A 26,737-nucleotide genomic window follows, 5' to 3' on the forward strand; every position below is an offset into this window, starting at 1 on the left:
CTATATGGCTATTAGATAACTGACAACAAATCTATCTTCGGATATCAGAATATTATGGGTTCTGCATGCAGAACCTGTTGTCATAAATTCAAAATTTAAACCTTTTTGTTCCATAAGATAGGACTTCACTGAAGAACTTAGTATATTGCGTGTTTTACCAGTACCTATTATCAAAATTTCTATTTCCTCTGTTAAAAAAGATTTAAAATGTTCCTTGCTATTTATATCACTTTCTTTCAATTTAATCACCTTTTCAGGAAAAATTATAATTGAGCCGCAATATTCTCTATTATTCACCAAAAATTTTCCTTCCCTGTAACCATTTATAAGATTTTTATTCTCGGAAATTAAGGGCATAAGTCAAACTATTAATTGAGTGTCACATACCCACCATTCTGGTTGCTTTTTTCCGATATTAACTGCAGCAGCTTTTGCATTTTCCTCACTATCGAATATTCCAAAGCATGATACACCACTGCCTGACATGCGAGAAAGTATAGAGCCTTCTTGTGACTCAAGTGTTGATATCACATCCTTAATTTCAGGTACAAAGCTTATTGCTATTTCTTGAAGATCGTTTCTCGTCTCTTTAAGAAGCTTCAACAAATCCTTTTCAGCGTCATCGCTCCATTTAATTGGCTCAGAAAATTTTCCTTCATGTTTGGAAAATACCTCTGGTGTACTCAAAAACCTTTTTTTCGGTTTCACAAGCACCACATTTGTAGATAAAGAGAATTTTTTAATGTGGCATAATTCTTCGCCAATACCTCTAACAAAAACTGGCTTGCTATCTACGCTTGTGGGAACATCAGCACCAACGTTTAAGGCTATTTCATTTAAAATCGTCCTATCAATCTCCCACAGCTTCCCTAGCGTACGTACCACAGCTCCAGCATCTGAGGATCCGCTACCAAGTCCTGCAGCAATTGGTATGTTTTTTACAACCTTTACAGTGACTTTAGTGCGTACAGGAGCATGCCTAAGCAGCAGATTAACCGCTTTCATTACAGTGTTATACTGGTTATTTATTCTAGACTCGGAGTTTATAAATTCAACTGTAGAGTTATCGTATCTAGAATCCTTCTCACCTACTTTTATTTCCAAAAAATTAGAGAGATTAGCAAAGACAAACAAACCCTCAATCAAGTGATATCCTGTTTCCTTCTTATTTACAACATGCAAAAAAAGATTGATTTTTGCAGGCGCCTTTACACAAAAACTTTTCATTATATATCTTCACTAACACTATTTTTACATTATATGTATAATGCTATTTTAGTCAACTTCTATAAGGTTCTCGCACTTCTGATGAGATCAAATGCCATAAATCCTAATTTCTCTGTGTGGGTAAATGCGTCCGCTGGTACAGGCAAAACAAAAATCTTAATAGACAGAGTATTGAGACTTTTATTAGAAAACAAAAGAAATATTCTTTGCTTAACATTCACCAATGCTGCAGCAAACGAAATGGAGAATCGCATTCACAGCATACTCAGTAAGTGGGCAATATGCTCAGAGAGTGAATTAATAATGGATCTGGAACAACTAGACCTCTTGCATTTAAGTGAGGAATCGGTGTCATTCCAGTGCTTGACGATGGAATCCAGAAAAAAGGAAGAATGGATCCCAGTGTCAAGCACTGGGATGACAAAGGAGAGTGCTGGGATAACGGAGGGATCCAGAAAAAATGAAGCACTTGATCGTCACTTAACAAGAGCAAGAAGGCTTTTCTCTGAACTGGAAAATCTTGGTCTAACTATACAAACCATACACGCTTTCTGTTACAAATTAATCTCCAGCTTTCCTATAGAAGCTGGCATTGCTCCAAATTGCACGCTGAGTGAATGTAAAGAATTACATTCCATCATATTCAATAAAGTGCTTCATAACGAAACTGTGCAGGATGATATCAACCTTATTGCAACTGAAATTGATGAAAATAAACTACGCGATTTGCTTTATACTTTATGTGTAAAAAGATCGATGTCAGCAAATGATTCAGAATACATCAAAGAAAAACTCAATGCTCCAGATGGAATTCATGATTTACAGAGTGAAACGACTGAGCACGTGGGAAGACTAGCCGAGATATTAAGTGAAGGCAGTAAAAGAGATCAGAGTTATAGTGAAATACTTTATTCTACTGTCATCCCAGCTGGGATCCAGAAAAAAAGAACCAGTGTCAGCTACTCGGATGACACCGGAATAAAGTGGAATGACACCAAAATAGAAAACCTAGCCAAGGTATTTCTCAAATCAGAATCGCACGAAAAAAAGAGCATATCATCCATTGCAACAAAAAGTATTTTGGAGAAATTCAAAGATGCAGAGCAAATAATAGAGAGCGTTCAGAATGTAGTATTTACCCATATAAGAGACATGAACTCTTATCAAATATTCAAGAGAACCAGCAGCTTACTTGGTGTATTTAAAGTATATGTTGATTTGTATAATAGTGAAAAATCAAAAAATGCACTGCTTGACTACAATGATATAATCAACTTAGCAACAAATCTTCTTAGCAATCCAAACTATAAAGATTGGATATTGTTTAACTTGGATCAAAAAATAGATCACATCCTTGTTGACGAGGCACAAGACAATAGCATCAGCCAGTGGAAAATTATAACAAATCTCTGCGATGAATTTTTTGCCGGTAATGATGAAAAGCGAACCTTATTTGTAGTTGGTGACGTAAAACAATCCATATACAGATTTCAAGGAGCAAATCCCCATCTATTCAACTATATGCAACAATACTTTCATACGAAAACTGGTGGTAGAGATTGGATATCATGCCAACTTGAAAAGTCATTTCGTTCAACTCCAGAAGTTTTGATGCTTGTAGATAGAATATTTAACAACTTCCGCGCAGAAATATCTTTTGTTGATAATGAAATAAAACATGTTCCACATAGAGAAAATGATCAAGGATATATTGAAATTTGGCCAGCGTTACCAAAGTGTAAAGAGGAAGAACAGCAAGCTTTACAAATTCCTCTGATATGTAAGGAAGGTTATACAATAGCAGATCGATTACTTGCTCAGGCAATAGCCCACAAAATTCACAATTGGTTAAACGAAGGGCGGATTTTAGTTGCTAAAGATCGCCATATAGAACCAAGAGACATTATGGTTCTGGTACGACAACGAAACGTATTGGTTGATTACATAATAAGCGAACTTAAAAAAGCAAACGTGCCAGTTGTAGGCCGAGATTATTTTAGAATTATGGACTATATAGCCGTGCAGGACTTAATAGCTTTGGCCGAATTTTTACTCCTCCAGGCAAATGATCTAGCTCTTGCAAATGCTTTAAAATCACCGTTATTCAATTTTACCGAGGATGATTTATTTAACATTGCATATGATCGTAAAGAGCATTCACTATGGGAAAGAATTCACGATTATTCTGTGGTTATCTACAGTGAATTAAACTATCTCATTAACTTATCTCGCACAGAGTCTCCTCTTGCACTATTTACACATATATTGCGTACAGGTAAGAAGAAATTTGCTGCAAGGCTAGGTCTTGAGTGCTTTGAGGTTCTAGACGAATTTATGAACCTCGTGTTGCAATTTGAAAACCCATCTCTTCAAGCGTTTGTTCAGTGGATCAAGGAGAATAACCCGGAGATTAAGAATGATATGCAATCAGAACGCAATGCTGTGCGAATAATGACAATTCATAAATCAAAAGGTCTGCAAGCTCCCATAGTATTTTTGGTTGATACAAACACAGTGCCAAGAAACAGTGAAAGCATTATCTTTGATGGAACAGAAGTGCCATTTTGGTGTGGAAAAAACAACAACGCTTATTGCGATCAAGTAAAAAGAGAGAAAAAACTAGAGGATTATAATGAATATTTGCGTTTATTATACGTAGCACTCACACGTGCTGAAGATGAGTTATACATCTTAAGTAAAGAGCCAGTGCAAAAGGGCTCTTGGTATGATCTAATCACTAAGTACGGAGAACCATATAAAAAGAAACAAAGGGATTTACGGCCAATATTTAAAGAAAAAGTTGAAGTATTATGCGTGAATGCAAACTACCCTTACATTTATAAAAAACGTGATTACTTTGACGTTCCGGTCATTTCCCTTCCACCAAACCTATCAATGTCATTCCAGTGCTTGACACTGGAATCCAGTAAAAAAGAAGGAGAACCAGCATCAGCTACTCGCTCTCCCCTGTCATCCCAGTGCTTGACACTGGGATCCAGTAAAAAAGAAGGAGAACAAGTGTCAGCTCACTCTTCGGTATCATTTCAGCACTCCCTTTCGTCATTCCAGCGCGTGACGCTGGAACCTGGAGAAAAAAAGGCCTGGATCCCAGTGTCAAGCACTGGGATGACAAATAGGGGTATTAGAATGACAGACAGGGGTATTGGAATGACAGATGAGAGTGCTGGAATGACAACAAGGAGCATTGGGATGACAGATGGTTATGCAAGAGGCCTGATTATTCACAGCATATTGCAGTATATGCCCAAGATAGAAAAAGAAAGGAGAAAAAATTGGGTCAGAAAATACCTTGATAACATCAGCGAAGATAAGGATGAAATTTACAGTAAAATATTAGCCTTTAATGAAAAATATGGCTATTTGTTTGACTTGGAAGGCAAATCAGAGATTACACTGAGTGGAACAATTGATGGCAAGTCAGTATTAGTACGACTAGATAGGCTATGCATAACGCAAGATAAATCAATCATAATTGACTACAAGTCACACCGTAACGTTTCTGTTTCCTCATTAAATGAAATAAAAAAGCAAATGTTGACCTATAAAACCTTAGTACAAGAAATATATCCAAACAAGCAAGTAGAGTGCGTGGTTATTTGGGTGGAAGATTTAACCATTCAATCTGACTTTTAACGAAACTTGATTGCAAGAAATAGCTACTACGTCATACCACCGCGAACCGTCATCCCGCGATTCATTCCACAACTGTACGAACATTGCGATTTGGGCCTACCAGAAGGGTGTCATGAAAGTAGCTGACACTGGTTCCTTTATGACGGTGTCATCCCAGTGCCCAGACACTGGGATCCAGGAAACTTAATTGCAAGTAATGCATTGGGTTTGGTGAGTATGGGTTTTGCGTTATAGAATGAAGCACTTTTGGTGAATTTGTAAAGAAAACTGGATTCCAGTGGGCTTTGTTGCATCGCTAGCTATGATGGATTAAAGATAAAAAAGATAGGGAATATCAGTAGCTTATTATTCTGGTATTTATAACAAGAACGGTCAATGAATACCTAAATTTGAGTAAAAGAAATTTCACTACCATTTACCAATCCGGCTAAAATTCAAGAATTTCAATGCTTTAGCTATTTTCAATAGAATTAAATTTATTAATATAAATAACAAATTACTATTCTTAAATTTGATCAGATTGATTGCAAAAAAACAAGATTTTCAATAGGTTGCTTATAATCCTAACTATAGTTAGCCTTTCATAAGTAGCGATGCAACAAAGCCATTCCAGTGTCAAGCACTGGAATGACAAGTTCTCGGCAACCCCTACGTCATCCCGTCACGGTATCTCTTAGCCGCTAACACGTAGCGGAATGACGATTGTCGGTAAATCTAAGTTACTGTAGCTATAAAGGCTTTCACAACAACCTATTTTCCTTGAAACTAAAATAGCTACTGAATGTAATAATAATGTGGTCTATTAATTCTATTCCTATACTTTGGCAAGCTTCTGCTAGTTGTCTAGTGAGAGATATATCGCTATTTGAAGGTTGTGTATCTCCGCTTGGATGATTGTGAGATATTACAATGGATGTTGAACCAATCAAAAGTGCGCGCTTGATGATCTCTCTGACATAAAGAGGAGTTTGATCTACTGTACCAATATTTTGCAGGTCTTCCGCTATTAGACGATACTTTTTATTCATATAGATGACACGAAAATTTTCCTTATTGAGGCTTCCTATACTTATTCTTAAATAATCAAGCAATTTTTCCCAGTTATCGATTACAGGCAGGTTTTTTATTTCTTCTCTTGCAGAACGAACAAAGGCTTGTTTTACACAAAAGATGGCAGATATCGCTGCATTGCTGACATCATCAACGTTTTGCAGCGCTTCCAGGTCAGCATTAAAAACTTTATTTAAGCTGCCAAAACTTTCTATCAAACTCTTTGCCACCGGTTTTACATCAATTCTACTATATGCTGAATATAAAATGTGCTCTAAAACTTCATAATCAAGTAATGATTGTCCATTATCTAAAATAATTTTCTCTCTTAGGCGCTTTCTATGCCCCTTTTTGTAATTTTTCATCATCAATGAATTGCTTATCTCTTGTATAATAAGAAATTAGATTTTTAAGTAAAATATTTAATAAAGCGCATGACGCACAATTGTAAGAACATTCATTTTTAAAGACAGCAAATGGTGTCATGAAAGTAGCTGAGACACTGTCCTCCTTTGTCATCCGAGTAGCTGACACTGGTTCCTTTACGACGGCAGTGCCCAGAGGTGTCATCCCAGTGCATGCACATAGTGCAAAAAATTAAAAATAAGACGCCAATACGTAATACTGTTGTCGTTTAATCTGCACAGATTGAAGATAAATGAATACCTTCAGTATCATGATAAAGGGGCTGGCGAAGGGTGTCAAGTAGTTTTTAGCTCTGCCTTCTAAGGCTTTTACTCGTGACAACCACTGTGCCTGCGATCTTATCGTGCCAAGTTTGACAGCGTTTGTTGAAATTTGACCATAAAAAGCCCAAGAACAATGGTGCAACTGACAATATAAAGGAAAAAAATCTCTTTGTTGCTTGTTTTAGGGTCATCTTTTCGAAAGTTTGTGCATCCACAACTCTAAGCCCAAATAATAGTTTTCCAGGTGTAGTAGCAAACTTTACCCACATATATATTACATAGCAAAAGAGCATAATAAACTGGACTATTTGATTTAGGATTAGTAATTTTATAAGTCTACTCTGCGTTGTCTTTTCTTCCGCAGACAGTGGTGCTTGCATTGGGGATTTTGCAGCAATTTGACTTAATATTTTGCTATCCTCTGAGTTCATAAAGAGCTGATTTAAGGCTTGGCTGCAAAACTGCAAGAACAAAACGATAATAATCAAATCAAGCAATACTGATATATAGCGCCTGAGGCCCGTTACATAACATATCCCATTTTCATCTTTCTTTACCTTTTGAATAACATTTATAGAAGAAAAAATAGAAAATAAACGATTAAAAAATTTATGTAACATATATATACTTTCCAATATTTAACGTGCCCCTGGCCGGACTTGAACCAGCATGCTTTTGCAAGCAACAGATTTTGAGTCTGCCGTGTCTACCATTCCACCACAGGGGCATTAAGTTTTAATGCTATAGGCAACACGGAATTAGTCAAATTTTTTTGCCTTTACATCTTTCAAATGAGGACTAAATATTCTACAATAATCAACAGTTACTCTCAAAACTTAAAATGAATGAATTAGCTAGTCTCTTGGGTTCAAGAAGTGTAGACAAGGAAATATGTAAATTACCGCATAACCTAGAAGCTGAACAGATGCTTATTGGTGCAATGATTCGTGATAATAGAATCTGTGATGCGGTTGAAGACACAATCACAGCGGAGAATTTCTATGATCCATTACATCAAAGTATTTTTACGCAAATATCCAAAACCAGGAAACATGGCATAATTGCCAATGAACTGAGCCTCAAAATGTTTTTTGAGAACGACCAAGCGTTTACCGAATGTGGTGGGGTAGAGTACTTAGCAAAGCTTGCAGCGAAGGCAAGTATTGCGCTTGATATCTATAGTTTGACTAGAATAATCCGTGATACTTACTTAAGGAGATGTTTAATTAAGCTCGGGCAAGAAATAGTTGGTGATAGCTACAACTACGATATTGAAAATCCTGCACAGGCGCAAATTGAACAAGCAATGACAAAATTGTTCAATTTGGCAGTAAAAAAACAAGGTGAGAAAACATATATAAAACTTGCAAGTTCAATTAAAGATGTAGTTGAGAAGATCAGCACACTGAAAAATAATCCAGAAGCGCTAGGCGTTACAACCGGACTTCAAGATCTAAATCAGCTTCTTGGTGGTCTACAAAAATCTGATTTATTAATTTTAGCTGCAAGGCCTTCTATGGGAAAAACAGCATTGGCGCTAAACATCGCACTCAATGCTTGTAAGATGTTGCAAAAAAGAGCAGATAAGCAACACTATGTAGCGTTTTTCTCGCTTGAAATGTCAGCAGAGCAATTAACTGCAAGGCTGATCACTATAGATTCAGGGATTAGTTATTATAAGGCATTAACCGGGAGAATTAGTGATTTTGAATTGCATGAATTTATCAATACTAGTACAGAATTATCTGAACTGCCTTTCATCATAGATGACACCCCTGCGCTATCAATTAGTGCCCTTCGCACCAGAATACGCTTGCTGTATCAATTATATAATGTAGAAGTGGTATTCATTGATTATTTGCAGCTAATCAGAGGAACAACAAAAAGGAGTAATGAAAATAGAGTGCAAGAAATCTCGGAAGTGACGCAGGGTTTGAAAGCAATTGCAAAGGAGCTAAATATTCCCATTGTTGCACTATCTCAGCTCTCTCGTTCTGTTGAGCAGAGGGATGATAAAAAACCACAACTTTCTGATTTACGTGATTCAGGGAGCATAGAGCAAGACGCAGATATAGTAATGTTTCTCTATAGAGAAGAGTATTATGAACTAAGAAAACAGCCAAATGAAGGAAACAATAAACATCGGGAATGGCAAGAGAAAATGGAAAAAATTAGAAACATTGCAGAGCTCATTATTGCAAAGCAGAGAAATGGACCAATTGGCAGTGTGAAGCTATATTTTGACTCTAACAGAGGTTCGTTTAAAGATTACACAGAAAGGCATAGTTCATAGCTTGGCAGCAATCTTCTTGTTCCCAAGTTCATTGATTATTTTTTTATGTAAAGATAGCTTGACAATTTCTTAAAAATCCTTTTATAATGGTATTATATTTTATAATACGTGAGATGATGAATAAAAACAATGTACCCTATCTTATAGCTGGTGCTCTGGCTACTGCAACTTTATTAGCATCTGAAGTGTTTGCTGCAGCTCCTTATATTGGTTTCTTAGCTCCAGTTGCAGCATTAAGTGTTGGCTTGCCATTTATTATTGGTTATGCTGTGTTTTCTGTTGTAACTATTGCACTTTCGTATAAAGCAATTAGTGAGAACAAAACAAATTCTGAGTTAAAAAATAAAATGAAAGCTCAAGAGCAAACAATTTCTGGGCAAAAAACTCAACTAGCTAAAAAAGAAGCGGAAGTAAAAGCTAAAGAGGAAGAAAATTCTAAGTTAAAAAATAAAGTAGAAGCTCAAGAGGAAGAAAATTCTAAGTTAAAAGATCAAGTACGCACTCAAAAGCAGAAAAATTCTGAGCAAAAACTCAACTAGCTGAAAAAAATAAAAAGATAGAAGAAGACAAATTAAAAGTGGCAATTGCTGATGGCACTGTTCAGCTTGCAAAAGGAACAGTTAATAGCGCTGTTTGGTTTGCAAAAGAAGCAGTTAATGGTGTCTTGTATTCTGGCAAATATGCTTACGATAATTATGTGCCATCAACTGAGTCTACAAAAGGAACACTTAGTGGTATTGGAGGTGGCTTGAAAAATACTTATGATGCGTCAATTGCATCTGTAAGAGGAGCACTTAACAGCGTTGGAAGCAGCTTGTACAGTAGGATTTATTGTACTAAGGTTTCTAGTCCGGAAGAGCAGTTTAAGCGTTAAGATGGATCTAAACCTAGCATGCAAGAACTAACTCGTTTGGATTATTTAAATCTTGAGGTTCTTTCCAGTGAGCAAAAGCAACGAGCTAATAGTTTGGATTATTTAAATATTGATAACGTTCCTAAGCAACCTGATCATTTAAATGTTGATGCTGCTAAAAGTGATTTAATGAGTCTTTCTGAGGATCAGGATGTATTTTATGATGCAGAATCTGGTGATGAAAAAGATACTGAGGTTTCTAGCCTGAAAGAGCAGTTGGATGAAAACAATAAAACAAAAATTCAGTCAAGAATTTCTGTTGTATATGAGTTAGTAAAAGGGAAATTTACCAGCTTTTGGAGTGGTGTACAAAATAGTTATGTACTAGGTACTAATCTGTTGCATGCTCAACATAAAAACACCTTGGCTAATGTACCACAAGAAGAGGTTATAAATAAAGAAGCTCAAAAGCCAGAAGAGCAAGCAGAGCAAAAGCCAAATCTTCAAAGGGACAACAGCATAAACAATACGAAAGAAGACGGTAAAAATAAAAGAAGTGGAGCCGCAAGAAGAAAAAGAAAACAAGCACGAGTAGAACAACCTATAGTGTATGCAGTTAAAATAAGTAATAAATATGATGTGTTAGAGGTTGTCCGGAAACAAGTAAAAGGCTATAATATCTGAAATTTTAGTACGGGGTAAAGATGAGAAAAAAGTATCCAACAGATCTAAGCGAAAGGGAATGGGCAAGAATAGAAAAACACTTCAGAGTATCATACAAGAAAGGAGGAAGGCCGCCAAAGTATAGCAAAAGAGAAATATTAGAAGCAATTTTCTATGTATTGCGTACAGGGTGTCAATGGCGGTATTTACCAAATGATTTTCCGCTATGGAAGACTGTGTATGAGCAGTTCAGGCAATGGAAGAAGCAGGGAATTTTTGAGAAAATGAATTATGAAATTACAAAATATAGTAGAAGAAAAATAGGAAGGAATGAGCAGCCGAGTGCCTGTATAGTAGATAGTCAATCTGTAAAGACTACAGAAAAGGGGGGATCAAAGGCTATGATGGAAGTAAAAAAGTAAAGGGTAGAAAAAGGCATATAATTACAGACACTCAGGGTTTTATACTAGGTTGTTACGTAGGCGCTGCTAACGAAAATGATAGAGATGGTATTAAAATAGCATTAAACAATATGAGAACAAAATATACTAAAGTTAAAAAAATGTGGGCTGACATGGGATACCAAGGAAGAAATTTAAAGAATCACATAAAGGAAGAATATGACATAGATATTGAAATTGTTACAAGGCCTCCATGTAGATTTTGGGTGCACAAAGATACGCCACCTGAGCTACTACCAACAAGAGAACAAGGGTTTAAAGTACAGCCAAGAAGATGGGTTGTAGAAAGGACTTTTGCTTGGGTTAATAGGAATAGAAGGCTATCGAAGGAGTATGATTTACTCACAACATCCACTGAGAATTTCATATACCTAGCTATGAGTAGGGTTATGTTAAAGAGGGAATATGCTTGAATTTACTTGTTTCCGGACAACCTCTAAGAACCTTCTTCATCTATCGGCTCCTCTTTCATTAGTATATAACCAAATTCCTTTGCTTTTTTAGTCAAATTTTTGACTACTCTCTCTTTGTAGAGTGTTTCATAATAGTTCATTCCTTTTTCTACATATTCTTGTCCATATTTTAGCATATTATAAAAAATACATGCTAATTTCCTTGCTGTAGCAGTGATCGCTTTTGGTATCCCTAGTCGCTTCTTTAACCTCCTGCAGTATGCACCAAGTGCAGTGTTGCTTCTTGATACACAATGAGCAGCAAGTCGCAAGGCAGTTGCAGCACGATTAACAACTTTACGAGTTCTTGTTCCAATAATTTTCCCTCCTGTAATTTTATTAGCAGGACTTAATCCGAGCCAGGAAGAAAAATGCTTTTCTGTCCTCCATTTATTGTGATTTATACCTGTTTCTGAAATGACAGCCTGTATACTTAATACATCAAGTCCTGGAACTCTAGTAAAATCCATCCCCGTTATTCGATATAAATCTTCATCTACGGCAAAATCTGGACTATTCTTCTGTTTTCTCTTTCGTGTCTTATTCAATGCCCTGTTCTCATTCGACTTTGTTTCAAATGTTTTATAGTAATTTTCTATACTTTTATCACATCCCGTTATTTGCTCTTGAAAAAAAGTATATGCTGCATATTCTTGTTTTAGCACAAACAAGTGTTCCTCTCTATAATCACCAGCTAACGCTTTTGCTATAGTAGACTGATCATTTTTTATTCGTGCATCCCTGAATTTAGCCAATTTCTCAGGATCTCTTTCGCCTTCAATTATAGCTTCAATGATTTTCATACCAGTTATCCCAGTAATATGACTAATAACCTTGTGTAATTGAATATTCATTTGAATTAGCGCTTTTTGCATACGTTGAGTATGTTTAGCTGCATTTTCAATTAGATTAGCACGTTGTCTAACGTAACTACGCAGTACACACATTTGATTATCCGGTCTAAATGATCCTTGAAGCAGTCCATAGCTGTGCAATTGTTGCAGCCATTGACAATCTTGAACATCAGACTTTCTACCAGGCACATTTTTGACATGTCGCGCATTTACTAATTTTACTTCAAATTTATGTGATTCTAATATTTGAAATAAGGGAATCCAATATACTCCAGTTGACTCCATGGCTACAGTTCTAACCTGACACTTTTTTAACCACTTTGCTAAGTTGTGTAGATCTACTGTAAAGCACCCAAATTTTTGGATACGTTGTTCATCTCTTCCTTCAGGTACACATACATAATGTACAGTCGAGCCAATATCAATCCCTGCTGCATCAAGGTTTATTGTTCTTAATTTACTTTTTGCTTCTGCCATATAAAATCCCTCCTATATTATTATGATAAGAAGCACTTCAGCTTGGGACGGTTAGGTTATACAATCTTCTAAACGAGGTAGCCCAAAAAGAACTCCATCAATGGTTTTACCATTTCCCCCAAAACCATGCTTTCAAACGGGCATTTATAGCACCATTGATTGTTTCGGTTATAGCTGCAGAAGCGCTTCTTCATAACACTATACCCAAAGAACATAAAGTAAAGAGGGAGTTTCTTTTTGGTTTTACAGATTTTATCTGTTCTGGGCTTTCAATAATCATGCCTGATTGTTTCTTATTTTTATAAAATTTCAGTAAATCGCTTTTTTCAAAAATTATGCTTAACCTAATCAATATTTATTTATTACTGCCTTTTTAATACTATAATTAACTCAGTTGATTTTTATCAAAATGCTAAACCATGGAACAATTCGAGAACTTTTACATCACCACGCCAGTATATTACGTAAACGATAAGCCACATATTGGTCATGCATACACTTCTCTCTTGTGTGACGTGGTGGCAAGGTTCATGAAACTAGCTGGGAAAAATGTCAAATTTACCACCGGTACAGATGAACATGGACAAAAAATAGAAAAAGCAGCTAAAGCAAAGGAAATGCAGCCAAAAGAATTTACAGATGAAGTGAGCGTTTCATTTAAAGAATTGGCTAAGTTCATGAATTTTGAGTATGACGATTTTATTCGCACTACGGAGGAACGTCACAAAAAAGCAGTTATAGCTTTATGGAATAGACTTGAAGAGAGAGGGCAAATATATTTGGATTCCTATTCGGGTTGGTATTCAGTTCGTGATGAAGCATTTTATCAGGAATCAGAGCTGATAGATGGCAAAGCACCAACAGGCGCAGAAGTTCAGTGGATAAAAGAAGAGAGCTACTTTTTTCGCTTGTCAAACTGGCAAGACAAATTACTGGAACTCTATAAAAATCAGCCAAGTTTTATCTTTCCTGAGAGCAGAAGAAATGAAGTGATATCGTTTGTAAGATCAGGGCTCATTGACCTCTCAATCTCTCGCACTAGTTTTAACTGGGGAATAAAAGTACCAGGTAATGACAAACACGTAATCTATGTCTGGATAGATGCATTAACCAATTATCTTACATCAATAGGTTTCCCTAGTACTGAAGGTGAGGAATATAAGAGGTTTTGGGCAGAATCTAAAACGCAGATTCCAGCGTCACGCGCTGGAATGACACCAAACCAAGGGAAAACGCAGATTCCAGTGTTACGCGCCGCAAACCTAGCTGACAGCTCTTTCAACGTTCATGTAATTGGTAAAGACATATTGCGCTTTCACGCCGTATATTGGCCGGCAATTCTCCTTGCAGCAGATTTGCCACTACCAAAACAAATTGCAGTTCATGGTTGGTGGCTAAACGAGGGAGAAAAAATATCCAAGTCCCTTGGTAATGTCATAGATCCAATTGGCCTCGCTCAAGAGTTTGGTGTTGATCAACTACGCTATTTTCTCCTTCGAGAAGCAAGTTTTGGCCAGGATGGTAACTTTAGTAAGAAAAATATGATCAGCCGGATAAATTCAGAACTGGCAAACAACATAGGCAATTTAGTACAAAGAACAATTTCATTTTTACACAAGCAATGCTCTGGAATTGTACCAACAATTGATCGAGATTTACTTAGAGGTGAAGAAAGTCTGCCAAATTGCAAAGCTATACTAGGTCAAGTGATGGACCATTTATCAAAGTATGAATTTAACCAGATTATGCTTCTAATTATCAACATCTCTTCTGAAGCAAATGCCTACATAGACAAAAGTGCACCCTGGACATTAAGCAAAACTGATAGAGAACGCATGAATTTAGTAATTTACAAGTTACTGGAATATATCAGGATAATTGGCACTTTATTGCAACCGATTGTTCCAAAGTCAGCAGAGATGATACTAAATCAACTGCAAATTGCGAAAGAACAACGAGATTTAAAATCTTTGTACGACACGTGCGTAAGTTCAGGCATTACGCTGCCTAAACCTACGCCGGTTTTTTTGAGGGTTGATGTTTAACCAAGGAAGCATTCAGGTAGTAAGAGGTTGTCCGGAAACAAGTAAAAGGCTATAATATCTGAAATTTTAGTACGGGGTAAAGATGAGAAAAAAGTATCCAACAGATCTAAGCGAAAGGGAATGGGCAAGAATAGAAAAACACTTCAGAGTATCATACAAGAAAGGAGGAAGGCCGCCAAAGTATAGCAAAAGAGAAATATTAGAAGCAATTTTCTATGTATTGCGTACAGGGTGTCAATGGCGGTATTTACCAAATGATTTTCCGCTATGGAAGACTGTGTATGAGCAGTTCAGGCAATGGAAGAAGCAGGGAATTTTTGAGAAAATGAATTATGAAATTACAAAATATAGTAGAAGAAAAATAGGAAGGAATGAGCAGCCGAGTGCCTGTATAGTAGATAGTCAATCTGTAAAGACTACAGAAAAGGGGGGATCAAAGGCTATGATGGAAGTAAAAAAGTAAAGGGTAGAAAAAGGCATATAATTACAGACACTCAGGGTTTTATACTAGGTTGTTACGTAGGCGCTGCTAACGAAAATGATAGAGATGGTATTAAAATAGCATTAAACAATATGAGAACAAAATATACTAAAGTTAAAAAAATGTGGGCTGACATGGGATACCAAGGAAGAAATTTAAAGAATCACATAAAGGAAGAATATGACATAGATATTGAAATTGTTACAAGGCCTCCATGTAGATTTTGGGTGCACAAAGATACGCCACCTGAGCTACTACCAACAAGAGAACAAGGGTTTAAAGTACAGCCAAGAAGATGGGTTGTAGAAAGGACTTTTGCTTGGGTTAATAGGAATAGAAGGCTATCGAAGGAGTATGATTTACTCACAACATCCACTGAGAATTTCATATACCTAGCTATGAGTAGGGTTATGTTAAAGAGGGAATATGCTTGAATTTACTAGTTTCCGGACAACCTCTTAGATACAAATCTAAATAATTCTTTATATTGGGCTGTTAAAAATAATCACTCTACTACAGCAGAAGTTCTATTAGATAATGGAGCAGATTTGCATACTTTCGACCCTAGTCGAAAACGCGACGTGTTGAGTAGATACCAAGAAATAGAAACTGAACATAGCAAGAATTCTTTACATCTGGCTGCTAAGCTTGGCAACTTGGAAGCAGTACAAGATCTATTAGGGAAAGGGGCAAATGTTAATGCACAAAATGACACAGGAAAGACTCCTTTACATTGGGCTGCTAGAGAAGGTCATAAGCAAGTGGTGCAAGCCCTATTGGACAAAGGAGCAAATGTTAATGCAGAAGATCAAGATGGAGAGACTTCTTTAGATTTAGCCACTAATCAAGACATAGAAACTCTATTACGAAACACAGCTAAATTACTTAAGGTTGCTAAAAGCGGTGATATTCAGGAAGTAAACAGTCTAATAAATAAAGGAGCAAATGTTAATGCAACAGATCAAGATGGAAAGACTCCTTTACATTGGGCTGCTGTAAAGGGCCATGAAGAGGTAGTAGAAGCCCTATTGGGAAAACATGGAATCGATGTTAATTTAGCAGATAAGAATAAAGATACTCCTTTACATTCTGTTCTTAAAAAGGACAACATAGATATAAATGTATTGAACGCTCTACTGAGAGCAGAAGGAATCAATGTTAATGCACAAGATAAAGATAACAGGACTCCTTTACATTGGGCTACCGGTAGGGATAATGTGGAAGTGGTTAATGTTCTAATAATAAAAGGAGCAGATGTTAATGCACAAGATAAAGATAACAGGACTCCCTTACATTTTGCTGCTCAAAATAACAACAAAGAAATAGTAGACGCCCTAATAAAAGCAGGAGCAGATGTTAATATAAAAGATGAAGATGGAAAGACTCCCTTAGATTTAACTACTAACGAAGAAATAAAAACTCTATTGCAACCCGCAGAAGAATCTGATGATGGTTCAGTGGGTGAGCCAGCGACAGATAGTGAAGGGGGTCAAGAGGAAGAGGAAGAGGAGGAAGATTCAAATCAATCACAGAGAGAGCAAGACATCAATGGAGAAAAAGGAGCTGATGTACAAGACAACGATGTAGGTCCTGTTGCTTCCACAGAACCTGCACAAACAGAAGAACAGCCGAGCTCTTTTTTTGGTAGTTTGTTTAGTATACTTATGAAGCCTTTTTCATTAATAGGATCATTTTTTAGTGATTTTTTTTCATGGTTATTTGGGTCTAACACTGATGAATCTACATCGCAAACCGATGCTAGTGTTTCTTTACTTAGATCCGATTCATTAGACGAAGAAGATAGTAGTGGTGGTCATTATAGTGCAATGAACACAGATGTGTAGAGTAATGCAAGAAGTCTACTCAATGTAAACCAGTTTCTCACACACACATTTTACTACGTGATCAGCACTGATATTAAAATGCTCATAAAGTGTTTTATAAGGTGCTGATTCTCCGAAGCTTTTCATGCCAATAAATATACCGTTTGAACCTATGTATTTATGCCAACCCATTTCACTTCCGGCTTCAATTGCAACTTTAATGCTGTCATTATTTAATATTGCCGCTTTATATTCATCGCTTTGCTCGTCAAAAAGCCTCCAGCATGGCATAGAAACAATCCTTGTACCTATACCCTTTTCCTGCAATTTCTCCCTTGCTTCAACTGCAATTTCAACCTCGGACCCCGTAGCAAATATCGTCACTTTTAATTCTTTTGAACATTCACACAAAATATATGCACCAAACTTCGATAAATTAGCAGATTGATCGATATCAGAGTAGAACTTGCGCATGTAACTTACGTTTTGCCTTGAGAGCGCAAACAGTGCTGGAGATTCTTTCTTTTCGAGTGCAATGCTAACACACTCCAGAGTTTCAACTGCATCGGCTGGCCTAAAAACATATAGATTTGGTATAGCACGCAAAGAGGCTAAATGCTCTATTGGCTGATGAGTTGGGCCATCTTCTCCCACTCCAATTGAGTCGTGAGTCATGACATACATAACCTGCTGCTTCATCAGAGCTGAAAGACGTATAGCAGGACGACAATAGTCGGAAAATACCAAAAAAGTGCCGCCATAAGGAAGAATCGCGCCGTGAAGTGCCATACCATTCATACATGCTGCCATAGCGTGCTCTCTCACTCCATAGTGGACATAAGAGCCACTATAATTATTGCTATTTATTACCTGCATGTGCTTATATTTAGTGCAATTTGACCCAGTAAGATCAGCAGAACCGCCGATTAATTCCGGCATAGACTCAGTTAAAAGTTCCATTACTCTGCCGAAAGAAGATCGAGTAGCTTCGTTTGGCATTAGCTCACATATTTGTTTCTTCAGGTCAGCTAAAACACCAGCGATATTATCTGGTAGATGTTTATCTAACCGTCTTTGAAGTTCTGCATGATACCCTGTCATCCCAGCATTCTCTTCTGTCATCCCAGTACTCTCTCTTGTCATCCCAGTGCTTGACACTGGGATCCATTCTTTTTCTTCTTTCCTGGATTCCAGCGTTACGCGCTGGAATGACATCGTGTAGTTTTGTTTTGCTCTCTCAACAGTTTTCTTCCAGGCATTTTTCACATCTTCTGGTACATGGAATGGTTCATAATTCCAGTTTAATTTCTCTCTCATCTGTTTTATGTCTTCCTCCGAAAAAGCACCACTGTGAGAAGAGGATGTGCCAGCACGGCTTGAAAATTTTCCGATAATGGTTTTGCAGCAGATCATTGTAGGTTTACCAGACTTTTTTGCTTGCTCTATTGCAAAGGATATGGCATCAAAATCGTGGCCATCAATTTTGTCAACATTCCATCCATACGCTAAGAAGCGTTTCTCTACATCATCAGAGCAGGAAAGGCAAGTAGCGCCATCTATAGAGATATCATTATCATCAAAAAGAGCTATGAGCTTATTCAATTTAAGATGCCCAGCAAGTGATGCTGCTTCATGGCTTATTCCTTCCATAAGACAGCCATCCCCTAGCATCACGTAAGTGTGGTGATTGATTCTGAATTGCTTTTTAAGGATTGATTCAGCAAGTGCCATGCCAACAGCAGCGGCAAACCCCTGACCGAGCGGGCCTGTTGTTGCCTCTACCCCGGAAGTCAAGCCGAACTCTGGATGACCTGGGGTCTTGGATCCCATTTGCCTGAAGTTTTTTAGCTCATCTATGCTAATATAACCTGTCAAATATAATATTGAGTATAGTAACATTGACCCATGACCGTTTGATAAAACAAAGCGATCTCTATTGAACCATTTAGAATCATCAGGATTATGATTCAGATATTTAGCAAACAAAACAGTTGCAACATCTGCCATGCCAAGTGGCATACCTGGGTGTCCAGAGTTTGCTTTTTGTACTGCATCAATTGATAAAAAACGGATGGCGTTTGCCATAGATTTTAAATGTGAATGATTCATGTGTTAATAGAAAAACTTAAAAATGAAGTATAAAAGATTATATCAGCAAAAACAAGTTGACACTGAGTGCTAAAATCCTTAATAATCTAAAGTTAAATCGTGAGAGTTTTTATATGACAACTGTTATCACTAGAAAGTATAGGATTAGCCGTAGACTTGGTGTAAATTTATGGGGTAGAGCTAAAGACCCAGTAAACAAAAGGAAATACCCTCCAGGTCAACATGGTATTCTTGGATTCAAGAAGTTATCCGACTTTGGTAAGCAGTTTGCTGCGCATAAGAAATTTAAGTTTTACTATGCGATTTCAAGTAAGCAGCTTAGACGTACATTTTTAGATGCTTATAACAGAAAGGGTTATACGGCTGATAATTTTATCGGTATCTTAGAATCGAGATTAAGTTCTGTTTTATACCACTCTGGTCTTGTTCCAACAATTTACTCAGCAAAGCAGCTCATATCTCATAAGCACGTTACAGTTAATGATAAGGTGGTTAACATATCGAGTTATCGAGTGAAGCCAGGTGATATAATAAAAATAAGAGAAAGGGCAGCAAAAATCCCTGTAGTAGTAGAGGCTGAACAAAAACAAGAGCGCAAGGCTCCGGATTATTTAGAAGCAGATAGTAAAGAGCATTCAGTGAAGTATTTGAGGTCACCTCAATATTCTGAGGTTCCTTATTCAGCAGACATGGAAGTCAATTTAGTAGTAGAGTTTTACTCTAGATAGATAAAAAAAGCCTGTGTGGCGGAATCGGTAGACGCAGCGGACTTAAAATCCGTGGGTTTTGCGACCTTGGGAGTTCAAGTCTCCCCATGGGCACCAATTTAACTTAGCAGATAAATACAAAAAAGTATGAAATGGTTTGATATAGAAGATATTGTAGAAGCTCTGGAGGAAAAATTTCCAGATGAGAATATAATTAGTATCAGATTCACTGAGCTTAAAAAAAAGGTCTTGAGTTTAGAGGAATTTGATGATGATGAAAAACGCTGTAACGAAAAAATACTCGAAGCTATTCAAGCAGCTTGGATTGAGGAAAGATTAACCGCATAGCAATAAACCATACGCAAACGTGATTTCTATTACAATTTGCATATTGATTATGCTATTTTTTGGATCTAGCCTGGCAAATTAATAATAATTTAACCAATTACAATTAAAACAGCTATAAGGTTAATTATGAGGCAAAACAAAAATTTTTGAATGGAACGACTTACTTGACAAGTGCTACGTTGAGATAAATTTTACATAAAAATACTGCTTTTATGGTGTGAGGCTAGAGGTTTGTAAAGCAGTTAGAAGGTTGTCATCCCAGTGTCAGCTACACAACTGTACGAACATTTATTTTTGTTAAACACAGCAAATGGTGTCATGCCAGTGCTTGACACTGGTTCTATGCAACTTAATTAAAAACGTTTATTTTAGCGTAAGACAACTACCTTTAGCTCATCAGCTCAGTTATAAGCAAAATTTCTGGATTCCAGACTCGAATGACACCATTTGCTGTGCAATTTACCTTCAAAAATGAATGTTCGTACAGCTATGTGTCTGAGCACTGGGATGACATCCTCCCTGGTGGACTCAAATTACAATGTTTGTGCAGTACGCACTGGAATGACAGGGCTTTAAGAAATCCAATGTAGTGGTAAACCTTACTTATTTAGTTATACTAGAAACAAAACAGAAAAATGCTCAAACACAGCGGTCCAAAAAAATTAAAGTCTATAATTGAAAACTATGCATTAAAATGCATGAAAAATAAGATTAGTAAAAATGAAATACGTCTGATTTTAAACTGGCGAAATATAGTAGGGAAAGAAATAGCAGAGTGTACAAAACCGAAAAAGATCTCATATGCACAGAATATAAATTCGGGTGTGTTGCATCTGGTAGTAACAAATGGCAGCAAAGCATTGGAAATTCAGCATATGATTTCTCTTATAATAGAAAAAATTACGATATTTTTTGGCTATAAAGCAGTATATGGTATAAAAATTAAGCAAGAGAGTATTGACTATTTGACTATATAAGGTAATCTAAGTACATAGAATAATTTGGTATATTGAAGTGAGTAGAGTTTGTGAATTAACAAATAGAAAAAAATCTTTTGGTAATAAGGTATCACATTCGAATCGTAAAACAAAGCGTACCTTTCTTTTAAATTTACATAAGGTTACGTTGACAAGTGATATATTAAATAAAAAGTTTAGATTTCGTGTGGCAACAAGAACTTTGAGAACTATAGATTACAAAGGTGATTTAGATGCTTTTTTGCTCAACACAAGAACGATTAAACTAAGTGAGAAAGCGCAGAAGATAAAAAGAAGGTTGAAAAAAGTTTTAGTAAAGCAAGAGGTAGAGTTAGCCGTTTCAGATGCATAACAAACCTCAATGGCTCAGAGCAAAAGCTCCGACCGGTGAAGTATTCAATGAGACCTTAAACATCGTTAAACTGCATAACTTGCATACAGTGTGCGAAGAGGCTGCATGTCCAAACATTGGTGAATGTTGGAATAAACGTCATGCTACTGTAATGATTCTCGGTTCTGTTTGCACTCGTGCTTGTGCATTTTGCAACGTTGCAACTGGCATTCCTGATAAACTAGATCCTCATGAACCAGAAAATTTAGCAAAAGCAATAAAAAAGTTAAACTTAAAGCATGTTGTTATTACTTCCGTTGATCGTGATGATTTGCCAGATGGTGGCGCAAATCAGTTTATACAGTGCATAGAAGAAATTAGAAAGATAACTTCAGAAACAACAATAGAGATTTTAACTCCTGATTTTTTAAATAAGAAAGGAGCATTTGAAGCAATCGCTGTTGCATCACCTGATGTCTATAACCACAATATTGAAACAGTGCCGAGATTGTATGCAAAAATAAGACCACGAGCTCGCTATTTTCATTCACTATATTTACTGAAGATGGTAAAGCAGATTAATCCCAAAGTTTTCACAAAGTCAGGGCTTATGGTCGGTCTTGGAGAAACAAAAGAGGAAATACTGCAGGTTATGGACGATTTGCGCAGTGCTGAGGTTGATTTTATTACAATTGGTCAATATCTACAACCAACTCCAAAACATGCAAAACTTGATAGGTATGTTACCCCAGAGGAATTTGAGCATTATAAATATATCGCTTACTCCAAAGGGTTCCTAGTGGTTGCATCAAGCCCACTAACTCGGTCATCATACCACGCTGAAGAAGATTTTAACAGGCTCAAGGCCTGTCGTTGACATTTGTGTTAATTCAAATTAATTTTTGCTAATTATAAAGGAGTTTTTACGTAATGTCTACTATAAAAATCGAGAAGAAATCACAATTAGTTAAAGAGGTATTCGATTCCGTGGCAAGTCGCTACGACACCATGAATGATATAATGAGCCTCGGAATGCACAGATTATGGAAAGATAAGATGGTAAATAGTGTGCATTTTACAAAAAACTCTCAGGTTTTAGATGTTGCTGGAGGAACTGGAGATATAGCAATAAGAGTAGTAAGAAAAGAGCCAAGTGCTAAGGTTACAGTATGCGATATAAATCAAAACATGCTAAACAGAGGACGTGATAAAGCTATAAATTCAAACCAAATTAATTTTGATTGGGTATGTGCAAGTGCAGAAAGTTTACCATTTGAAGGCTCCGAATTTGATTATTGCACAATAGCTTTTGGTATTCGAAATGTTTCTGACCGCAAGAAGGCTTTAAATGAGGCGCACAGGGTATTAAAACCACATGGGAAATTTATCTGCTTAGAATTTGCTCCTATGCACTATCAAAATGAGATATTTACCAAACTTTATGACTTATATTCATTTAAAGTAATTCCTAAAATTGGCAGCATAGTTGCTAAAGACAAGAGTTCTTATGAATATTTAGTGAAGAGCATTAGAGAGTTTCCAACTCAGGCTGATTTTAAAATGGAAATTGAAGAGGTAGGTTTTAAGAATGTTGAGTTTCATAATATGAGCTATGGAATAGTGGCATTACACATTGGAACAAAATGAATATTAAACTCTGGTATAGAACGCTGGATTATTATTTCATCCTTCCAGTGTTTTTTTTGCTCACTATAAGCTTCATTCTTGTTTATTCAGCAAGCCCTGTAATTGCGCAGCGTCTTTCTTTACCACAAGATTATTTTATACGGCGCCATACAATTTATATAGTCCTGTCACTAATTACCTTGGTGACATTTTCTTTTCTCAACACAAGAACTATACTTAACCTCTCATTCGCAGGTTTCGCTTTATTTACTATTCTAGTAGCAACTGCGATAATACTTGGTATAGAGGTAAAAGGTGCGAAACGATGGTTACATATTGTCAAAATTTCAGTTCAACCATCTGAGTTCGTAAGGCCATTTTTTTCTGTTGTTATAGCTAGTATCTTGGCCAGCGAAATGAAGTTTAAAATACACATATCAATCATAATATTTCTGTTAGTTTTTGTGTTGTTACTTTTGCAACCTGATTTCAGTATGTCTATGCTTTTAACATATTCTTTTATTGGTCAAATGTTTATTGCATGTATACCACTTTTATACTTTCTATGCATAATAGGAATGGCCACAACTGGAACTACAATAGCTTACTTATGCCTCCCACATATAAAGCAAAGGATTTACAATTTTGTCTTTTTTACGCAACGCGATAACTTTCAAGTCACAAAATCATTAGAAGCATTCAAAAGAGGTCAATTAACTGGAGTTGGACCTGGTGAAGGTAGCGTAAAAGCCTCTCTTCCTGATTGCCATACAGATTTTGTGTTTTCTGTTTTAGCAGAAGAATTTGGTTTGATTACGTGCTTAGCCACATTGATGTTATTTGGCATCATTTCCGCCCGCTTGCTTTACATTGCATATAGGGAAAATGAATTATTTAATCTGTTGGTGATTCTCGGTATCTCAATTCAATTCATCACACAATTCATAATAAACATAGGGGTAACATTGAGTGTTTTTCCAACCACCGGCATAACCCTGCCATTACTTAGCTATGGTGGTTCTTCTCTTTTATCTTCGAGCATCGCACTTGGCATAATGCTGTCTTTCAGTAGAAACCAAGCTATCGCATTAAAGTTTCGTGAGCGTGTTATGCTTGGAAGGTATATGGACTAAACTTGTACCGCTCACAACTATTATTGGTATCCCTCCAAAATGGGTATCTGTTCAGATGAGTGGCAAGAGATATTATGAAATCTGAAAGAGTTATGTGGAAATTTTTCAGAAAATATTCCACTGACATGCTGAACAACAAATACATCACTATGTCGTTTATCGCAAAAACTTATATTTTTCGTAACCATTCACACTTAATTCTGCAATTCTTTGATCTCACTCATAGAAAGACCAGTAGTTTGAGCTATAATATCAATAGAAACACCTGCTTTTAGTAGATTCTTTGCGACTTCAATTTCCCTCTCTTTTCTACCTTCCTCTTTAGCAAGATCAAGTCTGTATTCAAGAATGGCTTCTTCTTTGCGCAGATCCATTATTCTTTCTTCATAAGCTATTAGATCTTTTTCATTCCAGTGAAACTTATCTAATTCATCATATGCTAGCTTTATTATTGGTGATTTTTCCGCAATTTTTCTGAGATCTTCGTCCGTTGTTTCATCTGCATATTTGAAAAAAAATAGCCAACGGTCTACTACACTTTCTAGTTGTTCTGCTCTACTCTTAGGAAATTTTGGCAGCTCTATGAAGATAAATTGAAAATCTTTTAAGTCATGTTCATTGGTTTTCTCATCTCTTATGGTATGGCTAGATATATAGTCAAGCTTATCAGGGAATAAGGTACAATTTGAAATCGCGATAAAGAAAATCTTCTTTAAATCAACGTATTTACCAGATTTATCAGCTTGTCTTGAGTAAGCCTTAGCAGCATAAAGTTGTGCGCGTTTTTCGAAGCCTTTATCACGAGTGAGCTGGTCAGGTAAGGAAGCAGTATTACTACTACCCCCTCCCTTAGAAACGCAGCATGCAGGTTTCCCAACACTACGCTTGAGCCCCTTATCTAAGTTCTTCTTTTCTAGAACCGGCTTGTCCTTCATGATTCCTCAGGAAACATCATTCTTAATGGTGACACCAACAGTAGAGAACCTTCTCTTGAGAAAGAGCTTGCTAACATTCTTGTTCGTTTCACTCTCTCATCAAAATACTTTTTCCATTTTAAGTCAAGGGGATTTGCATCCGCTCTGATTTTAACATGTCGTCTGATAGGTATATCAATCAGCTTAAGCAGTCTTAAATACCGTATCTCTTTTGGTTTGTTCTTGCATAGGGGTGCAGCAAAAACCCATTGGCGTTGACCCATTACTTTGAAGTAACGATTCTTTATCCAACGTAATCCTTTACGAGGATGTCTTTTCTTTGCCCATTTCCATAAACTATGCCAAATTTCATTGTCGATCTTTCTAAACGCTTTTTTAGCACACACATGGTGATAGTAATTTCCCCATCCTCTCAGTAGAGAGTTGAGTGACTTAATTACTATAGCCTGAGTGTTCGCTATATTTGCTTTTATCAATGTACGTGCTTTATTAAGAAGTCTTTTAATACTTTCTTTCGAAGGTTTAATAATTAACTTCTTATTATATCTACGTACATTACAACCAAGAAAGTCAAACCCTGTTGTGATAGATGTAATCTTTGTCTTCTCTTCTGACAGAATTAAACCTCGCTCATGAAGAAAAGATGATACTAAAGGCTTAACTTCCTTTTCCAGTACTTCATGTGTGAAACCTGAAATAATAAAGTCGTCTGCGTATCTGATTACATTCACTCCACTTCTGATTTTGTTTCTTTTTCTACTGCCGAGTTTACCAAATCGACTTTCCAATAACTTTTCAAGTCCGTTTAAGGCTAAATTGGCTAGTATTGGAGAAATTATACCACCTTGCGGGGTACCTGCAGTTGTGGGATACAGAGTTTTTGATTCTAGGAAGCCAGCTTTGAACCAACTATGCAGAATTTTTTTCTCCATAGGAATATGCTTCATAAGCCATTCATGATTAATGTTGTCAAAGCATCCTTTGATATCACCTTCAAGTATCCATTGTAGTTGATTACGACTTGCCAGTAACAAATGACAAGCTACTGTAGCATCTGCACAGGATCTTTTAGGTCTAAAGCCATAGGAGTGACGATCACTGATCGTTTCAGCTATCGGTTCCAGAGCAAACAGATATAATGCTTGCATGGCTCTATCTTTTATCGTGGGTATTCCAAGAGGTCTTCTTTTGCCATTAGATTTACTGATATAAATCCGTTTTAGCGGAGAAGGTTTATATCCTCTTTGCTTTAACTGCTTTATTCCTTGAAATTTAGCATTGCAAGTTGACCATAGTTGACGATCTACACCCGCTGTGTTTTTTCCTTGGTTTTCAGTTACTCTCTTAACAGCCAAAGCTTTTCCGCTAAAAGAGCGTGTGAGAAGATGTTGTAAAGTTTTTACCTTACCCCATCTTCCTTCTTGGACAGCCTTAACAATACGTCTTTGTAGCCTCACAATAACTTTCTGGCATTTCTTCCATGGCAACTGCTTCCATGCTTCAAAGCTTTTGGTAGATGCACTTACAGGTTTACTTGTAATCATCTGCT

General features: G+C 36.6%; 23 protein-coding genes, 2 tRNA genes and 2 pseudogenes. 17 read left to right on the forward strand and 10 right to left on the reverse strand.

Features of this window, described 5'->3' with window-relative positions:
* Entirely contained in the window at positions 1–357 is a 357-nt protein-coding gene (locus tag AACH21_RS04785; RefSeq protein ID WP_006279996.1) for an Mth938-like domain-containing protein, read from the reverse strand.
* Between the two features lie 3 nt (positions 358–360).
* On the reverse strand, positions 361–1,227 hold the full coding sequence (locus AACH21_RS04790) for a 4-(cytidine 5'-diphospho)-2-C-methyl-D-erythritol kinase (protein ID WP_338482324.1): 867 nt from the start codon (positions 1,225–1,227) through the stop codon (positions 361–363).
* 81 nt (positions 1,228–1,308) lie between these two features.
* Between AACH21_RS04790 and AACH21_RS04795 the strand changes: the two genes are divergently transcribed.
* Positions 1,309–4,881, forward strand: a complete 3,573-nt coding sequence (locus AACH21_RS04795) for a UvrD-helicase domain-containing protein (RefSeq protein ID WP_338482326.1) — start codon at positions 1,309–1,311, stop codon at positions 4,879–4,881.
* Positions 4,882–5,018: 137 nt separating this feature from the next.
* On the opposite strand, the gene AACH21_RS04800 is transcribed toward AACH21_RS04795, so the two are convergent.
* The 4 genes from AACH21_RS04800 to AACH21_RS04815 form a co-directional block, all read right to left on the reverse strand.
* Entirely contained in the window at positions 5,019–5,174 is a 156-nt protein-coding gene (locus AACH21_RS04800; protein ID WP_236514888.1) for a hypothetical protein, read from the reverse strand.
* Positions 5,175–5,621: 447 nt separating this feature from the next.
* Positions 5,622–6,296, reverse strand: a complete 675-nt coding sequence (radC, locus tag AACH21_RS04805; RefSeq protein WP_010962534.1) for a RadC family protein — start codon at positions 6,294–6,296, stop codon at positions 5,622–5,624.
* 347 nt (positions 6,297–6,643) lie between these two features.
* Positions 6,644–7,240 carry an RDD family protein gene (locus tag AACH21_RS04810; RefSeq protein WP_015589093.1) on the reverse strand — a complete coding sequence of 199 codons (597 nt, stop codon included), beginning with the start codon at positions 7,238–7,240 and terminating at the stop codon, positions 6,644–6,646.
* A gap of 24 nt (positions 7,241–7,264) precedes the next feature.
* Positions 7,265–7,347, reverse strand: a tRNA-Leu gene (locus tag AACH21_RS04815).
* 114 nt (positions 7,348–7,461) lie between these two features.
* On the opposite strand from AACH21_RS04815, the gene AACH21_RS04820 reads away from it, so the two are divergent.
* The 5 genes and pseudogenes from AACH21_RS04820 (at position 7,462) to AACH21_RS04840 (ending at position 11,303) form a co-directional block, all read left to right on the forward strand.
* Entirely contained in the window at positions 7,462–8,913 is a 1,452-nt protein-coding gene (locus AACH21_RS04820; protein ID WP_006279932.1) for a replicative DNA helicase, read from the forward strand.
* A gap of 86 nt (positions 8,914–8,999) precedes the next feature.
* Positions 9,000–9,452, forward strand: a complete 453-nt coding sequence (locus tag AACH21_RS04825) for a hypothetical protein (RefSeq protein ID WP_338482329.1) — start codon at positions 9,000–9,002, stop codon at positions 9,450–9,452.
* A 38-nt stretch (positions 9,453–9,490) separates the two neighbouring features.
* Complete coding sequence (locus AACH21_RS04830) at positions 9,491–9,787, forward strand: hypothetical protein (RefSeq protein WP_338482330.1); 297 nt, start codon at positions 9,491–9,493, stop codon at positions 9,785–9,787.
* A gap of 18 nt (positions 9,788–9,805) precedes the next feature.
* Positions 9,806–10,450, forward strand: coding sequence for a hypothetical protein (locus AACH21_RS04835; protein ID WP_338482331.1), 645 nt, complete (start codon positions 9,806–9,808; stop codon positions 10,448–10,450).
* A 20-nt stretch (positions 10,451–10,470) separates the two neighbouring features.
* Positions 10,471–11,303: pseudogene (locus AACH21_RS04840) on the forward strand (IS5 family transposase).
* Between the two features lie 23 nt (positions 11,304–11,326).
* Here the strand turns inward: AACH21_RS04840 and AACH21_RS04845 are convergent.
* Positions 11,327–12,673, reverse strand: coding sequence for an IS110 family transposase (locus AACH21_RS04845; protein ID WP_338482333.1), 1,347 nt, complete (start codon positions 12,671–12,673; stop codon positions 11,327–11,329).
* A gap of 419 nt (positions 12,674–13,092) precedes the next feature.
* Between AACH21_RS04845 and metG the strand changes: the two genes are divergently transcribed.
* The 3 genes and pseudogenes from metG to AACH21_RS04860 all read left to right on the forward strand — a co-directional run bounded on the left by metG (position 13,093) and on the right by AACH21_RS04860 (position 17,043).
* Positions 13,093–14,718: a methionine--tRNA ligase gene (gene metG / locus AACH21_RS04850; protein ID WP_338482334.1), complete on the forward strand. Its 1,626-nt coding sequence runs from the start codon at positions 13,093–13,095 to the stop codon at positions 14,716–14,718.
* A gap of 82 nt (positions 14,719–14,800) precedes the next feature.
* Positions 14,801–15,633: pseudogene (locus AACH21_RS04855) on the forward strand (IS5 family transposase).
* Positions 15,634–15,747: 114 nt separating this feature from the next.
* A complete protein-coding gene (locus AACH21_RS04860) occupies positions 15,748–17,043 on the forward strand; it encodes an ankyrin repeat domain-containing protein (RefSeq protein WP_338482336.1) in 1,296 nt (431 codons plus the stop codon).
* 15 nt (positions 17,044–17,058) lie between these two features.
* Here AACH21_RS04860 and tkt read toward each other — a convergent pair whose 3' ends face one another.
* Positions 17,059–19,131, reverse strand: coding sequence for a transketolase (gene tkt / locus AACH21_RS04865; protein ID WP_338482337.1), 2,073 nt, complete (start codon positions 19,129–19,131; stop codon positions 17,059–17,061).
* 113 nt (positions 19,132–19,244) lie between these two features.
* On the opposite strand from tkt, the gene rpsD reads away from it, so the two are divergent.
* From rpsD to AACH21_RS04905, 8 genes are all read left to right on the forward strand, one after another.
* Positions 19,245–19,859, forward strand: a complete 615-nt coding sequence (gene rpsD, locus AACH21_RS04870; RefSeq protein WP_010962555.1) for a 30S ribosomal protein S4 — start codon at positions 19,245–19,247, stop codon at positions 19,857–19,859.
* A 9-nt stretch (positions 19,860–19,868) separates the two neighbouring features.
* Positions 19,869–19,955, forward strand: a tRNA-Leu gene (locus AACH21_RS04875).
* A 30-nt stretch (positions 19,956–19,985) separates the two neighbouring features.
* Positions 19,986–20,186, forward strand: coding sequence for a Fe-S cluster assembly protein IscX (gene iscX, locus AACH21_RS04880; RefSeq protein ID WP_077188100.1), 201 nt, complete (start codon positions 19,986–19,988; stop codon positions 20,184–20,186).
* A gap of 635 nt (positions 20,187–20,821) precedes the next feature.
* Complete coding sequence (locus tag AACH21_RS04885) at positions 20,822–21,163, forward strand: DUF721 domain-containing protein (protein ID WP_064125521.1); 342 nt, start codon at positions 20,822–20,824, stop codon at positions 21,161–21,163.
* 37 nt (positions 21,164–21,200) lie between these two features.
* Positions 21,201–21,515 (forward strand): 50S ribosomal protein L28, encoded by a 315-nt coding sequence (gene rpmB / locus AACH21_RS04890; RefSeq protein WP_006279619.1) that lies wholly within the window; start codon positions 21,201–21,203, stop codon positions 21,513–21,515.
* Entirely contained in the window at positions 21,508–22,371 is an 864-nt protein-coding gene (gene lipA, locus AACH21_RS04895; protein WP_077188099.1) for a lipoyl synthase, read from the forward strand. The genes rpmB and lipA overlap by 8 nt, the downstream gene beginning before the upstream one ends.
* Before the next feature lie 53 nt (positions 22,372–22,424).
* On the forward strand, positions 22,425–23,141 hold the full coding sequence (gene ubiE / locus AACH21_RS04900) for a bifunctional demethylmenaquinone methyltransferase/2-methoxy-6-polyprenyl-1,4-benzoquinol methylase UbiE (RefSeq protein WP_338482339.1): 717 nt from the start codon (positions 22,425–22,427) through the stop codon (positions 23,139–23,141).
* Positions 23,138–24,253: an FtsW/RodA/SpoVE family cell cycle protein gene (locus tag AACH21_RS04905; protein WP_338482340.1), complete on the forward strand. Its 1,116-nt coding sequence runs from the start codon at positions 23,138–23,140 to the stop codon at positions 24,251–24,253. Before ubiE ends, AACH21_RS04905 begins: the two co-directional genes overlap by 4 nt.
* Positions 24,254–24,447: 194 nt before the next feature.
* Here the strand turns inward: AACH21_RS04905 and AACH21_RS04910 are convergent, their stop codons facing one another.
* Positions 24,448–25,188, reverse strand: a complete 741-nt coding sequence (locus AACH21_RS04910) for an Rpn family recombination-promoting nuclease/putative transposase (protein ID WP_338482341.1) — start codon at positions 25,186–25,188, stop codon at positions 24,448–24,450.
* Positions 25,185–26,732, reverse strand: coding sequence for a group II intron reverse transcriptase/maturase (gene ltrA / locus AACH21_RS04915; RefSeq protein ID WP_338482312.1), 1,548 nt, complete (start codon positions 26,730–26,732; stop codon positions 25,185–25,187). Before ltrA ends, AACH21_RS04910 begins: the two co-directional genes overlap by 4 nt.
* Positions 26,733–26,737: the final 5 nt, after the last annotated feature.

This window comes from Wolbachia endosymbiont (group A) of Ophion costatus, assembly GCF_963969245.1.
GTDB classification, from domain to species: domain Bacteria; phylum Pseudomonadota; class Alphaproteobacteria; order Rickettsiales; family Anaplasmataceae; genus Wolbachia; species Wolbachia pipientis.